Source organism: Shewanella acanthi (assembly GCF_019457475.1).
In the GTDB taxonomy this organism is placed as follows: Bacteria; Pseudomonadota; Gammaproteobacteria; order Enterobacterales; family Shewanellaceae; genus Shewanella; species Shewanella acanthi.
In genome coordinates, this window is the sequence record NZ_CP080413.1 from 3,693,442 (window position 1) to 3,707,636 (window position 14,195).

The 14,195-nt window shown below is 50.5% G+C and carries 11 protein-coding genes; all 11 read right to left on the reverse strand.

The features are described from left to right. Nucleotides 1-63: 63 nt before the first annotated feature. The gene (ftsZ, locus tag K0H61_RS15820) at nucleotides 64-1,251 is read right to left on the reverse strand and encodes a cell division protein FtsZ (RefSeq protein ID WP_220050427.1); all 1,188 of its coding nucleotides are present in this window, start codon (nucleotides 1,249-1,251) and stop codon (nucleotides 64-66) included. Between the two features lie 27 nt (nucleotides 1,252-1,278). After that, nucleotides 1,279-2,514 (reverse strand): cell division protein FtsA, encoded by a 1,236-nt coding sequence (ftsA, locus tag K0H61_RS15825; protein WP_011718494.1) that lies wholly within the window; start codon nucleotides 2,512-2,514, stop codon nucleotides 1,279-1,281. Continuing rightward, nucleotides 2,495-3,283: a cell division protein FtsQ/DivIB gene (locus K0H61_RS15830; RefSeq protein ID WP_220052768.1), complete on the reverse strand. Its 789-nt coding sequence runs from the start codon at nucleotides 3,281-3,283 to the stop codon at nucleotides 2,495-2,497. Before K0H61_RS15830 ends, ftsA begins: the two co-directional genes overlap by 20 nt. A gap of 111 nt (nucleotides 3,284-3,394) precedes the next feature. Further along, nucleotides 3,395-4,861, reverse strand: a complete 1,467-nt coding sequence (gene murC / locus K0H61_RS15835) for a UDP-N-acetylmuramate--L-alanine ligase (RefSeq protein WP_220050428.1) — start codon at nucleotides 4,859-4,861, stop codon at nucleotides 3,395-3,397. Nucleotides 4,862-4,863: 2 nt separating this feature from the next. Then, nucleotides 4,864-5,952, reverse strand: coding sequence for an undecaprenyldiphospho-muramoylpentapeptide beta-N-acetylglucosaminyltransferase (gene murG, locus K0H61_RS15840; RefSeq protein ID WP_220050429.1), 1,089 nt, complete (start codon nucleotides 5,950-5,952; stop codon nucleotides 4,864-4,866). Continuing rightward, entirely contained in the window at nucleotides 5,952-7,163 is a 1,212-nt protein-coding gene (gene ftsW, locus K0H61_RS15845; RefSeq protein ID WP_220050430.1) for a cell division protein FtsW, read from the reverse strand. Before ftsW ends, murG begins: the two co-directional genes overlap by 1 nt. Next, nucleotides 7,153-8,472 (reverse strand): UDP-N-acetylmuramoyl-L-alanine--D-glutamate ligase, encoded by a 1,320-nt coding sequence (gene murD / locus K0H61_RS15850; protein WP_220050431.1) that lies wholly within the window; start codon nucleotides 8,470-8,472, stop codon nucleotides 7,153-7,155. Before murD ends, ftsW begins: the two co-directional genes overlap by 11 nt. Nucleotides 8,473-8,478: 6 nt before the next feature. Next, nucleotides 8,479-9,561 carry a phospho-N-acetylmuramoyl-pentapeptide-transferase gene (mraY, locus tag K0H61_RS15855; RefSeq protein WP_220050432.1) on the reverse strand — a complete coding sequence of 361 codons (1,083 nt, stop codon included), beginning with the start codon at nucleotides 9,559-9,561 and terminating at the stop codon, nucleotides 8,479-8,481. Then, on the reverse strand, nucleotides 9,562-10,944 hold the full coding sequence (locus K0H61_RS15860; protein ID WP_220050433.1) for a UDP-N-acetylmuramoyl-tripeptide--D-alanyl-D-alanine ligase: 1,383 nt from the start codon (nucleotides 10,942-10,944) through the stop codon (nucleotides 9,562-9,564). Next, a complete protein-coding gene (gene murE / locus K0H61_RS15865) occupies nucleotides 10,941-12,434 on the reverse strand; it encodes a UDP-N-acetylmuramoyl-L-alanyl-D-glutamate--2,6-diaminopimelate ligase (protein WP_220050434.1) in 1,494 nt (497 codons plus the stop codon). The genes K0H61_RS15860 and murE overlap by 4 nt, the downstream gene beginning before the upstream one ends. After that, nucleotides 12,431-14,182, reverse strand: coding sequence for a penicillin-binding transpeptidase domain-containing protein (locus tag K0H61_RS15870; protein WP_220050435.1), 1,752 nt, complete (start codon nucleotides 14,180-14,182; stop codon nucleotides 12,431-12,433). The genes murE and K0H61_RS15870 overlap by 4 nt, the downstream gene beginning before the upstream one ends. Nucleotides 14,183-14,195 lie beyond the last annotated feature (13 nt).

The following is a 14,195-nucleotide window of genomic DNA, read 5'->3' on the forward strand; positions in this document are numbered from 1 at the left end:
ATTCGGTGGTATTACCCACAAGGGGCAACACCTACCCGAAACGCTGGACTCTACTTTGAAAGGTTAGTCAGCTTGCTTACGCAAAAACGCTGGAATATCTAAGTAGTCCAATTCATGCTTTGTTGAAGGCGCTGGCGCTGGAGCAGGCTGTGCGGCAGCAGGGACTACGTTACCCTTTGGCGCGGCATAGCTTACATGAGCAGCTTCTTCGACATAGGCTTCAACCTTTGGTTCAACAACAACTGGCTCTGGACGAGGCGCAGGCTTAGACACCAATTGGATGTCAGGGCGCTTCTCACCACCGATACCGGTTGCAACAACCGTAACACGCAGCTCGTCGCTCATTTCTGGGTCGATTACCGCACCCACAACCACGGTCGCGTTGTCAGAAGCATAAGCCTTAACGTGGTTACCCACGGTTTCGAATTCTTCGATACTCATGTCCATACCTGCGGTAATGTTAACTAACACACCACGGGCACCGGCTAAATCGATGTCTTCTAATAATGGGCTGGCGATGGCAGCTTCTGCCGCTTCTTCAGCACGGTCGTCACCACGAGCAACACCCGTACCCATCATGGCATTACCCATTTCTGACATCACAGTCTTCACGTCCGCGAAGTCGACGTTAATCAGACCTGGACGAGTGATAAGCTCGGCAATACCTTGTACCGCGCCTAATAATACGTTATTCGCTGCGGCAAACGCATCGAGTAAAGTGGTGCCACGGCCCAATACTTTTAATAATTTTTCGTTTGGAATCGTGATTAACGAATCCACGTGCTTAGCAAGCTCGGCGATACCTTGCTCAGCATAAGCCATACGCTTTTTGCCTTCGAATGGGAAAGGCTTAGTCACAACCGCAACGGTTAAGATACCTTCTTCGCGAGCAATTTGCGCAACCACAGGAGCCGCACCAGTACCAGTACCACCACCCATACCGGCGGCGATAAAGATCATGTCAGAGCCTCTTAGCGCTGAACGGATGTTTTCGCGGTCTTCTTCAGCAGCGGCGCGACCCACTTCTGGGTTTGCACCTGCTCCTAGACCTTTAGTTACGTCGCGGCCTAACTGAATTGTTGAGCCAGCGCCTGATTTACGTAACGCCTGGGCGTCCGTGTTTGTTACAACAAACTCAACACCTTCGATGTTGTGCTTGACCATATGTTCAACAGCGTTACCGCCGCCGCCACCAACGCCGATGACTTTAATCACCGCTTCGTCTGAATGAGTGTCCATGATCTCAAACATTGTCTGATCTCCGTGTTGCCTGCGTTATTAAAATTCACCCTTAAACCAGCTCTGGACCCGATTCCATGCACTGGTAACCCCTTGACGCTCAGGACGCTCGAACTGACGCTCAAGTACCCGTCTTGCACCGTAATGAAGCAGCCCAACTCCGGTGGAGTAAATAGACTGATCCACGTATTCGTATAATCCCTTGATTGGCAATGGAGAGGCTACGCGAACTGGCATACCAAAGGTTGCCTCCGCAATATCCACCACGCCTTGAATCGACGCTGTACCCCCAGTGAGTACAATCCCTGCGGCGATTTGATCTTCTAGACCGCTGTCTTTGAGTTCCTTGAGTACTAACTCAAACAACTCTTGGTATCTTGGCTCTACTACTTCGGCCAGTGTATGACGCGACATGCTGCGCGATGGGCGACCACCCACCGAAGGCACTTCGATACTGTCTTCGCGGCTCACCATGGAGCTACGTGCACAGGCGAACTGCACTTTAATTTGCTCTGCGTGTGACGAAGGTGTGCGGAAAATCTTCGCAATGTCATTCGTCACTTGGTTACCTGCTACTGGCACGACTGCACAATGACGCAGTGCACCGTTGGTATACACAGCGATATCCGTAGTCCCCCCGCCGATATCGACGATACATACGCCTAAGTCTTTTTCATCGAAGGTCAGCACCGCATCGGCAGAAGCAATACCAGAGAACACTAAGTCATCCACCTTCAAGCCACAGCGCTCAACACTCTTAGTGATGTTCTTGGCCATATCGTTAGCGCAGGTCACTATATGCACCTTGGCTTCCATACGCATACCTGACATGCCGATTGGACTCCGGATACCGTCTTGCACGTCAATGGCATATTCCTGTGGCAGCACATGCAAAATACGACGTTCTGTCGGGATCTTCACCGAGCGCGCCGTGTGGATCACATTATCCACATCTTCCTGTGTCACTTCTTCATCGTTAATCGACACCATGCCATTTTCGTTTTGGCAGGCAATATGCTTACCCGAAATGCTCAGGTAAACAGACGACACTTGGCAATCCGCCATTAATTCCGCTTGATCAAGCGCGCGTTGCACACTGCGTACGATGGAGTCCAAATCGTTAACGCCACCTTTATCCATCCCCCGAGAAGGATGATTACCAAGGCCGACTATGCTGATTTCGCCATCGGGCAGAACTTCGCCTATGATCACTGCGACTTTAGAGGTTCCTATGTCCAATCCGACGATCAGATTTCTATCTTGGTTTTTCGTCATTAATTATCGGCTCTCTTGTTTGTGCATCGCCCCAGCCTACGGCCAACCCTGTGTCGTAGCGCAAATCCACTCTGGCAATTGATTTATCCTGTTTCGCTAACAGCGGGTAAACAGTGATAAACCTTTGTATCCTTGCCATTTTATCTTCTCGACCTAGATCCAGCACTATGCCGTTATCTAGGGTCGCATGCCACGCATGACGTGGCGTCAAACTTAAACTGGCTAAATTAAAACCATTAATCTTTAGCAGGGAACTCACCTGCGCATAGGCAGTCAAGACCTCGGTTCCCATGTCGTCTGGCCCAGACAGGTACGGCAGATGATCAAGTTCTGGATGCGTTGGTGCTTCAAACACTTCACCATGCACATTCAGCCACGCTGTACCATTCCAATGGGCAGCGACCTGCTGCTCCTGTAAGTACACCCTAAGTTTCGCGGGCCACTCGCGTCTTACCGAGGCTCGGTATACCCAAGGCAAGGCTTCTAGAGCCTGCTGCACTAAACCGATATCAGCGCTAAAAAAACTCCGCTGCATCAGATCCTGCAGTGCAACTTGTATATCTTTATCCGTGGTGTAAGTTCGCTCACCTTTGATGGCCACTGCCTCAATAGGTAAGGTACTGGCATCATTTAAAATTTTATGTAATTGGTAGCCACCAAAAACAAAGCTGCCTATTACTAAACCTAAGAAGCCAATCCCACTCCACAGGTACCAATTGACCCCTGATGTCCTTGTTTGCAAGTGCCGCCTCTTATCACTCCAAGACACGTTTTTTTTACCTTTCAACGACACTACCTAAAACCACAGAAAATGGGCCAGTATATAGCAGTAAATTCTTTGGTCAAAATTTAGTTTTGCCTAAAAATTCAGCGCCATAGATTAACATTTACCCTCTTCGACTGCCGCAATAGCAAAGCCCAATTCAGTGGCTGCTAATTGACGTGAAAGGGCGCCTATATTACCTGCTCCTTGTGTCAACAATAAATCCCCTTCCTGTAGGACATCCGGTAAAACTTCAACCAAATGATCGGGACTTGCGACGAAAATCGGATCTAACTGACCACGCAGGCGAATTGAACGACATAAAGCACGGCCATCGGCGCCAGGTATTGGGGTTTCACCCGCACTGTAAACGTCGAGCAGCAACAGACAATCGACCTGAGATAGTACTTCTACGAAATCCTCATAGAGGTCGCGAGTACGGGTATAACGGTGTGGCTGGTATGCCATGACTAAACGTTTATCAGGCCACCCCGCACGAGCCGCTTTAATGGTCGCCGCCACTTCACTTGGGTGATGACCGTAATCGTCCACTAGCATCACTTCGCCTTTGCTGGTCGCAAATTTGCCTAAGTGTTGGAAGCGGCGACCAATACCTTGGAACTCCGCCAGAGCCTGGATAATTGCGCTGTCTTCAATGTCATCTTCAGTGGCAACGGCAATCGCCGCTAAAGCGTTAAGCACATTGTGTTGACCCGGTAGGTTCAGCAGCAGATCTAAATCTTGCTTACCTTTACGTCTTACGGTGAAACGGCATTGATGCCCTTGCTGACTGAAGTTCAGCGCCTGCACGTCGGCATCATCACTAAAGCCATAGGTGATCATATGGCGACCGATGCGCGGCATGATTTCACGCACGACAGCATCATCGATACACACCACAGCCACACCGTAAAACGGCAAATTATGCAGGAAGTCAACGAAGGTCGATTTCAGCTTTTCAAAGTCACCGCCGTAGGTGTCCATATGATCGGCTTCAATGTTAGTCACCACACTGACCATAGGCTGCAGATGCAGGAAGCTCGCATCACTCTCATCTGCTTCGGCGATCAGGTAACGGCTAGTGCCAAGTCGAGCATTCGTGCCAGCGCTGTTTAGCAGGCCACCGATCACGAAGGTCGGGTCGCGCTCAGCTTGACCATAAACACTGGCAATTAAACTGGTTGTCGTGGTTTTACCATGGGTACCCGCAATCGCCACACCGTGGCGGTAACGCATCAGTTCGGCCAACATCTCGGCGCGGCGCACAATCGGAATACGTAATTCCTTGGCGGCAATAATTTCGGGGTTCAGTGGATTGATCGCAGTCGATACCACCACTACGTCAGCCTGCTGCACGTTGTCGGCAACGTGGCCGATATGAATTTTGGCCCCCAGCAAACACAGTCTGTCGGTTACCGCGTTTTGGGCGATGTCCGAACCACTAACCACATAACCTTCGTTTACTAATACTTCAGCGATACCGCCCATGCCCGCGCCGCCAATACCGACGAAGTGGATACGCTTAATGCGGCGCATCTCGGGGATCATAGTTCTTAACTGTAAGTATCTTTCTGTCTTAGTCATACTTATCCTTTATTGGCGAGAGTTATACACACTTGGGCAACCTGTTCGGTCGCATCCAGTACGGCAACTTCCCTCGCCCTTTGGCCCATTTGGGCTAATTCGGCTCTATCATTGGCAAGCAGTTGTAATTTGCTCACCAGCTTGTTCACATCCAGAATGGTCTGCGGCAATAAAAAGGCTGCGCCCGCCTCGACCAATACCTGGGCATTACGGGTTTGATGGTCATCTACCGCATGGGGATAGGGCACCAGAATACTTGGCAAGCCCACAGCGGCAAGCTCAGATACCGTCAACGCGCCCGAGCGGCAGAGCACCACATCGGCCCAGCGGTATGCGGCTTCCATATCATCGATAAACTCGGCAACGTTTACGCCGCCATCCTGGCCCTGCTGCTGATAGGCAGCTTTTACGCCAGCGAGATTATCCTTACCCACCTGATGCCATACTGTGATCGACTGCTGCTTACTTAAGGCAGCCACCACTTCTGGCATTAAATCGTTAAATATCTTGGCGCCTAAACTGCCACCCACGACCAACACCTTGAGGGCATCGTCACTGTTTGTCTTTTGCTGTTCGCCCAACGCGATTAACTCACGACGAATCGGATTCCCAACCACGTTGGCTTTAACCTGAGTGAAAGTATTGTTAAAGGCACATAACACTTGGCTCGCAATGCGCGACAGTAACTTATTGGTCATGCCTGGAATCGCATTTTGCTCGTGTAGCACTAAGGGCACACCCGCCAATCTAGCGGCAACGCCACCCGGACCACTGGCAAATCCCCCCATGCCTAACACCACATCGGGTTTAAACTCACTGATGACGGATTTAGCCTGTAAAATCGAGCGAATCACCTTAAATGGCGCAGCCAGCTTACGAACCAAACCATTACCACGTACGCCTTTGATATCGATAAAGTCGATATCAAAACCGTATTGGGGCACTAAACGCGCCTCCATTCGATCGGCAGTACCTAACCAACGCACCTGCCAACCCTGCTGTGCTAAATATTTGGCCACGGCTAATGCGGGGAACACATGTCCACCTGTACCACCCGCCATGACTAAAATACGTTTACCCGCTTGGGCCATTACCTAACACTCCTCTGCACGGCCTGAACTAAACTCATGCGCCGCTCATAATCGATACGGAGCAACGTCATTGCCGCCGCCGTCATGACCCACAGACTACTACCGCCGTAACTCACAAAGGGCAGCGTTAACCCTTTAGTAGGTAACATACCAATACTTGCTCCGACATTAACGACGGTCTGAAAACAAATCCAAATCCCGATGGCGTAGGCTAAGTAACCCTCGAAGGATTTATCCATCGCCAAACACAGATTACCTAAACGAATTGCCCTTAGGGTCACAAAAAGCAGCACGCTTAACACCGCAATGATGCCGATAAAGCCAAGCTCCTCACCAATCACGGCGAAAATAAAGTCGGTGTGCGCCTCGGGTAAATACTCAAGCTTTTGAATACTGTTGCCCAGACCCTGGCCTAACCAATCACCGCGGCCATAGGCCATCAATGACTGGGTTAACTGGTAACCACTTCCAAACGGATCTTGCCAAGGGTCCATAAAAGAAGTCACTCGGCGCATACGGTAAGGTTCGAGTAACACCAGTGCCACAAACGCTAATAGGCCCGCAAAAATCAGCGCAAAGAAGTCGAATAACCGCGCACCTGCTAGGAATAACAAACCTACAGTCCCAACGAACAGTACCACTACTGTCCCTAAATCTGGCTGACATAGAATTAACAGCGCATATATAGCAAACACCGCAATCGGCTTATAGAAGCCCTTGGCATTTTCACGCACCTCTTGATGACGACGCACCAAGTAACCCGCCATGTATACAGAAAACGCAAACTTCGCAAGCTCTGCGACCTGAATACGGATTGGACCTACAGATAACCAGCGGGTTGCACCATTGACTGTGGTGCCCACCAACAAGACCGCTAGCAACATTAAGAACACAACCAATAACATGATGGGACTGATGCGCTGCCAGGTTTGCATATCAATGCGTAATACAATGGCTGCAATCGCTAAACAACCCAGTAAATAACCCACATGGCGGGTCATAAAGTGGAACGGGTTTCCCGTCAGCGTTTGCGCTTCTGGCATGGATGCTGACATCACCATCACAAAGCCAAAGGCAATCAAAGACAACACAGCAGTAAGCAAAGCCCGGTCGTAGAGTTGTGAACCCGGTACTTCGTTATCGCTTTGCCAATTTGGCAGCGCACCTAACATGCGGCCAAAGAAGCTAAGTTGCTTTGCATCACTCGCCATCGAGCTGCTCCACTTGGTTTCTAAAATCGTCACCACGGGCCATAAAGTTGCTGTACATATCGAGGCTCGCACAGGCTGGGGATAACAACACGATATCCCCCGATGTCGCGATCTCAGCCGCCTTAGCCACAGCCGCCGCCATAGAATCAACCTTGATTGCGCCCTCTTTTAAGGCCGCAATCTTATTACCATCACGACCTAAGGTGATTAAATGTGTCACCTTTTCTAACGGCTCTTTCAGTGGCTCAAAATCAGCGCCTTTGCCGTCACCACCGGCAATCAGAATGATATCGCCTAGGTGTTCACTTAAGCCCTGCAGCGCCGCAACCGTTGCGCCTACGTTGGTTGCCTTAGAGTCGTTGACATAGCTAACGCCGTTTTTTACCCCAACCAGTTCACAGCGATGCGACAAACCATGGAAGGTATTGGCTACTTTTGCCATCACCTGTTTATCCACCCCAACGGCATAAACCAGCGCCATAGAGGCCAGTAAGTTAGCATGGTTATGGCTGCCAATTAGGGCTACATCGCTGATAGGCATAATTTCGGTATCACCGTGGTAAAGCTTGCCATCACACAGTCCCCACTCATCACCCTCGGGCGGCGCTAAACCAAAGCTGTTTTGGTTCATAGGTTCGGTTGGAATGGTCAGAGCATCATCACGGTTGTAGACAATCGCGCGGCTTTGATCGTACAGACGCAGTTTGGCTTTACGGTAAGCATCCATATCGCTGTATCTGTCCATATGATCTTCAGTCACGTTCAAGCAGGTTGAAATGATACAGTTCAGGCTATGGGTGGTTTCTAACTGAAAGCTTGAAAGCTCTAGAACATAGATGTCTGCTTTTTCTGTCAGTAAATCGAGTGCAGGAACACCAATATTGCCGCCAACGGCAACCGCGATACCCGCTTCACGGAGCATTTCCCCGACCACTGTCGTGACCGTCGTTTTGCCGTTAGAACCGGTAATGCCGATAACGCAGGGCTTGCGATCGCTAATTTCGCGGGCAAACAGCTCAACATCACCAATCACTTCGATGCCCATATCAAGCGCCGCGCGCACCTCAGGGGTGTCCATCGCAATGCCTGGGCTAATAATGATTTGCGTCGCCTGCACTAAGTAGCGGCAATCAAACCCGCCAGCAATCAAAGGCACATCAGGAAACTGCGCAGCCAATTTATCGGCGCCCGGTGCTTGTCTGCGGCTATCCATGACTAGTGGCGTAATGCCCTTTCCACACAAATAGCGTACGACGGAGAGCCCTGTGGCGCCCAAACCTAACACTATGTGTGAATACTGACTTTGCATGAGCTGTTACCTTAACTTCAATGTGGCTAAGCCGAGGAGCACGAGGAAAATCGAGATAATCCAAAAGCGAACGATCACTCGAGGTTCAGGCCAACCCTTTAATTCGTAGTGGTGGTGAATTGGCGCCATGCGGAAAATGCGCTGACCACGTAACTTGTAGGAACCTACCTGCAGGATCACAGACACAGTTTCCATCACAAACACGCCGCCCATGATCACTAGCAGGATTTCCTGACGAACCAATACGGCGATGGCACCTAAGGCGGCACCTAAAGACAGCGAGCCCACATCCCCCATAAACACTTGCGCTGGGTAGGTGTTAAACCACAGGAAGCCTAAACCCGCACCCACGATGGCGGTACACACAATCACCAGCTCGGCCGAACCCGGCAGATGTGGAATATGCAGGTAGTTCGCAAATTGCGCATGACCTGAAAGATAAGCAATCAGCGCGAATGCCGCTGCAACCATCACGGTTGGCATAATCGCCAGACCATCGAGGCCGTCGGTTAAGTTCACCGCGTTGCTCGACCCGACTATAGTGAAATACGCAAGTAGGATGAAAACAGCACCTAGTTGTGGCATCACATCCTTAAAGAAGGGCACCACGAGTTGGGTTTCGCCCGGCGTTGATGCCGTAGCATATAGGAAAAAGGCAATCAGCAGCGCCGCTAGGGATTGCAGGATATATTTCCAACGGGCAATCAAGCCCTTGGTATCCTTGCGCACCACTTTACGGTAATCGTCAATAAAGCCAATCAAGCCATAACTGCCTAGTACAAACAGCATGACCCACACATAGCGGCTACCTAAGTCGCTCCACAGCAATACGCTGATAAAGATGGCGCCTAGGATCATCAAGCCACCCATGGTTGGCGTACCACGCTTGCTGAAATGGGATTCAGGACCATCGTTACGCACCACTTGACCGATTTGCATTAGTTGCAAACGCTCAATCAGTTTTGGACCCCACCACAGGCTAAAAATTAATGCGGTTAACAAGCCTAAGATGGCTCGAAACGTTACATAGGAAAATACGTTAAACCCGGTATGAAAACGGGTTAAATACTCGGCCAGATACACCAGCATCTACACTAACTCCCCACGCCCGAAGGCTACTGTTAGGCCGTCCACGACCCGCTCCATTGCGGCGCTTCGTGAACCTTTTACTAAAACCGTCACCTGTCCCGGCAACTGGTTAATGTGTTTTATTAATTTTTCTACTAACGCATCCACGCTGTCGTAATGTTCAGATCCGAAAGCTTGACTCGCGTGCTGACTCAAAGGACCCGTGCAGAACAGCGCATCGATGCCCTGTTGCTTCGCCAGTTGCCCAAGTTCAGCATGTAAAAGGGGCGCATTGTCGCCTAATTCGCCCAAATCTCCCAGTACCAAACAGCGATTTTCAGAAATTTCCTTTAACCATGCGATCGCCGCCCCAACGGACACTGGATTGGCGTTATAGCTGTCATCGATTAAGCGAATTCGTCCTAATTGGCTTGGCTGCATCCGCCCCTTAACAGGAATGAGTTTTTGCAAACCTTTAGCGATATCTTCAAGGCTTAATCCCATTGCGATACAAACACTTGCAGCAGCTAGCGCATTACTCACTTGGTGACGTCCCGCTAACGGCAGTGATACCTCACAGCTCTGCCCTGCATAATTGAGCATAAAACGGTAGCAACCATCGCTATCCGCCTTATGGCCTGTGGCAATCACATCGATATGTCGTTTAGCTGCGCCTTCCTGTTGAGAGAAGCTGAGCTGCTTGTATTGTTTTGCCTTAACACGCATCACATCGGCAAAGGCATCATCAGCATTGATGATTGCGGTGCCACCTTGTTGCAGATGATTGAAGATTTCAGACTTCGCTTGAGCGACACCCGCTTGCGAGCCAAAACCTTCTAAATGCGCGCTGCCAACGTTATTCACCAGTGCCACATTTGGGCGCACTAAACCTGAGGTGTAATCGATTTCACCCTTGTGGTTAGCGCCAAGCTCGAATACGCCGTATTCATCCTCTGGCGTTAAACGCAGCAGGGTTAACGGCACACCAATTTCGTTATTGAAGTTACCCGCGGTGTAGAGGACTTGATACTTTGCCGACAGGATAGTGGCGATCATTTCCTTTACGCTGGTTTTACCGTTTGAGCCTGTTAATGCCACGCAGATAGGATTAACTTGGTCGCGCACATAGGCACCAATCATCCCCATGGCTTTTTGGCAATTATCAACAATTAGTTGAGGGATATCGAAATTCAGCTCACGCTCTACCATTAATGCAACAGCGCCATTTTCAAGCGCAGTCTCGGCAAAATCATGGCCGTCGAATCGTTCACCCTTCAGGGCAACAAATAGCGTATCCGGTCCCATTTTGCGGCTATCACTGCTTAAGGCTTCGATAACAACATCCTTACCGACGAGGCGAGCACCTAAATGTTGGCAAAGCGTTTCGAGGGAAATAGGGATCATAGTGTTTGCTCCGCTAATTGGCGTGCCAGTGCGCGCTCGTCATAGTCATGACGCACTCCCGCAGCTTCTTGATAGGTTTCATGGCCTTTACCGGCGAGTAAAATCACATCCCCAGGTTTGGCAACTGACACTACCTGCTTAATAGCGCTGACGCGGTCAACTTCGCTTAGCGCTTGGGATGGATGGCTCAGTCCGTGGATAATATCGGCAATAATTTGATTTGGATCTTCACTGCGACTGTTATCGCTAGTGACCATAATACGGTCGGCAAATTGCTCAGCCGCCTGTCCCATTAATGGACGTTTTCCCCTATCACGATCGCCACCGCAGCCAAATACACACCACAATTCACCAGCGCAGTGGCGGCGCAATGCATTGAGCGCCTGCTCAATCGCATCTGGGGTATGGGCATAATCGACCACGAGGGTAATATTATTTGCAGTGGTAAAGCGCTCCATGCGGCCCGCGACAGGAACCAGCTTCGGCACCTCTGCTGCGAGAGCATGCATATCCAAACCCTGTAAATAGAGGGCGGATAAGGCCGCAAGCAAATTCGACAGGTTAAAGGCACCGAGTAGGGGTGAGCGAATCTCGACTTCGCCCTCAGGCCATACTAATGTCGCCTGCACGCCTTGGTCGTTAAACTTGGCATCTTTAGTGTAAAAGGCCGCATTTGGATGACCTTCGATGCTAAAGCCCCACATTTTCGCAGCAACATCGTTAAGCTCGCAAACCCAAGCAGCTCCTACCGGATCATCAAGATTTAACAGCCCATGGCGCAGTGCTTCGAAGCGAAACAACCTTTGTTTTGCCGCGGCGTAGCTTTGCATATCGCCATGGTAATCCAAATGATCGCGCGTCAAATTAGTAAATACCGCCACATCGAAGGGAACAGCCTCGACACGTCCTTGCACTAAACCGTGGCTAGAGACCTCCATCGCACAGCTAGTCACACCCTTTGCGGCAAAATCGTGTAACTGGTGCATCAGGGTGATGGCATCGGCCGTAGTATTACCGCTATCCACCAGCTCCCCCCAAAGACCATTGCCTAGGGTGCCCATCACGGCAGCTTTGCCCGACAGCAAGGTCACAAGCTGAGCGCAAAGCTGACTGGTCGAGGTTTTACCGTTGGTGCCAGTAATGCCGATGATACCCATAGCTTGCTCTGCGGCCTTAACCACGGGATAGCGAACTGCAGCCAGTTTTGAAACCTGTTGGCTAAGTCTATAAAAATAAATCTGTACTGCATCGCAGTTACCGGATGCGACGACCTCACCCTGTTCATCGGCATTATCCGTGTGTACTAATACCGCTACCGCACCTTGGGCGAAGGCTTTTTCAATAAATTGTCGACCATCAACTTTGTGACCTGGTAGGGCTAAAAACACATCGCCGCGACTCACTGCGCGGCTATCTAAGGTTAAATCTGAGAAACACTGTTCGCCCGCATAGGGGAACCAAGGGGCCAGTAGCTCCTTTAACAACATCATTCTGTTCTCCCGGCGAGTCCCGCCAATTGCACCTGTTCTTTATCGGAAATGGGCTCCACATTCAGCATTTGCAGTGCGCCAGACATTACTTTCGCGAATGCCGGCCCCGCAACTGAGCCCCCATAGTAGAGATCGCCCTTAGGCTCGTTAACTACGACCACCACCGCCAGCTTTGGATTATTTACAGGGGCAACACCCGCAAATAACGCAACGTAATCATCACCATAACCACCAGCAACCGCCTTTCGGCTGGTACCCGATTTACCGGCAACCGGATAACCATCGATATGCGCTAGCGTACCTGTACCGCCTTTTTCGGTCACACTGACCATCATCTGCAGTACATTCTTCGCCACATCCTCTGAAATCACCCGCTCACCTTCAGGTGGTTGCTTCAGCTTTAAAATCGATACTGGGTGGATAACGCCGCCGTTACCTAGGGTCGCGTACATACGCGCGAGCTGCAGCGTGGTCGCTGTTAAACCGTAACCAAATGACAGCGTCGCGCGCTCAAAGTCAGACCAACGGTGTCTGTCCTGAATCACGCCCGCGCTTTCACCTGCTAAGTTAATCCCCGAAAAACTGCCTAATCCCATCGATTGGTAAGTGCCGAGTAATTGCTGCACTGGAATCGAGAGCGCTAATTTACTGATACCGACGTTACTGGACTTGGCAAGAATTTTTGCCAGAGACATATCGCCGTAATTGTTTGCATCACGAACCTGACGGCCACCTAAGCGCATCCAGCCAGGTGAGGTTGGAATAATGTCGGTGTACTTTACCGTACCCGCCTCAAGTGCTGCCGCCACCACGAAAGGTTTTATCGTCGACCCCGGCTCGAAGGTGTCGGTCATCGCGCGGTTACGCATCTTAAAGGTCTGCAGATTATCGCGGGAATTAGGGTTGTAGGATGGTGTGTTAGCCATAGCCAACACTTCGCCTGTATGAATATCCAATACCACAATCGAGCCAGAGGTTGCCTGGTTCATTTCAGTCGTGCGCTTCAGCTCCCGATATGCGAGCTGTTGAATACGATGATCGATACTTAAGACTAAATCATTGGGGCTTTCGCCTTCCTGAACGATATCAAGGCGCTCAACCACATGGCCATCGCGGGACTTACGTACTTTTTGCTTAGATGGCGTACCTGTGAGCCAGCTGTTATAAGCACTCTCGACGCCTTCAATACCCACATCGTCGATATTAGTGATACCAATTAACTGCGCGGTAATTTCGCCACCAGGGTAATAACGGCGGGATTCGGATTTTAAAAACACCCCAGGGATTTTCAGCTGGGTGATGTATTCGGCAACTGCAGGCGTCACTTGACGCTTAAGGTAAGTAAAACGTTTAGTCGGATTACTGCGTACACGGTCGAGTACGTCTTCAATGGGCTCATGGAGCACATCGGCCAGAGCCTGCCAACGACGCATATCAGAAAACGCATTGCTATCGTTCACTTGCTTAGGATCGGCCCAGACTGCGCGTACGGGCACACTCACCGCCAGCATGTCGCCATTACGGTCGGTAATCAGCCCTCTTTGCACCTCGCGACTGGTGGTACGAAGGGTGCGCATATCGCTCTCGTGGCGCAGTTTATCGGGCTCGATAATTTGAATATAAGCAGCGCGGCCAACCAAACTTGAAAACATCAAAAACACAAAACCGACCACGACGTATAAACGCCAATGTATCAGCTGTGGTTTTTGCGATTTTCTTGCCTGCTTGGCTTTAACTTGCCTAATCATATCTTCCCTATGC

Bases quoted from the DNA above. Each gene is read 5' to 3' on its own strand.
- ftsZ (WP_220050427.1), bottom strand. From the start codon at position 1,251: ATGTTTGAGATCATGGACACTCATTCAGACGAAGCGGTGATTAAAGTC.
- ftsA (WP_011718494.1), bottom strand. From the start codon at position 2,514: ATGACGAAAAACCAAGATAGAAATCTGATCGTCGGATTGGACATAGGA.
- murC (WP_220050428.1), bottom strand. From the start codon at position 4,861: ATGACTAAGACAGAAAGATACTTACAGTTAAGAACTATGATCCCCGAG.
- murG (WP_220050429.1), bottom strand. From the start codon at position 5,952: ATGGCCCAAGCGGGTAAACGTATTTTAGTCATGGCGGGTGGTACAGGT.
- ftsW (WP_220050430.1), bottom strand. From the start codon at position 7,163: ATGGCGAGTGATGCAAAGCAACTTAGCTTCTTTGGCCGCATGTTAGGT.
- murD (WP_220050431.1), bottom strand. From the start codon at position 8,472: ATGCAAAGTCAGTATTCACACATAGTGTTAGGTTTGGGCGCCACAGGG.
- mraY (WP_220050432.1), bottom strand. From the start codon at position 9,561: ATGCTGGTGTATCTGGCCGAGTATTTAACCCGTTTTCATACCGGGTTT.
- K0H61_RS15860 (WP_220050433.1), bottom strand. From the start codon at position 10,944: ATGATCCCTATTTCCCTCGAAACGCTTTGCCAACATTTAGGTGCTCGC.
- murE (WP_220050434.1), bottom strand. From the start codon at position 12,434: ATGATGTTGTTAAAGGAGCTACTGGCCCCTTGGTTCCCCTATGCGGGC.
- K0H61_RS15870 (WP_220050435.1), bottom strand. From the start codon at position 14,182: ATGATTAGGCAAGTTAAAGCCAAGCAGGCAAGAAAATCGCAAAAACCA.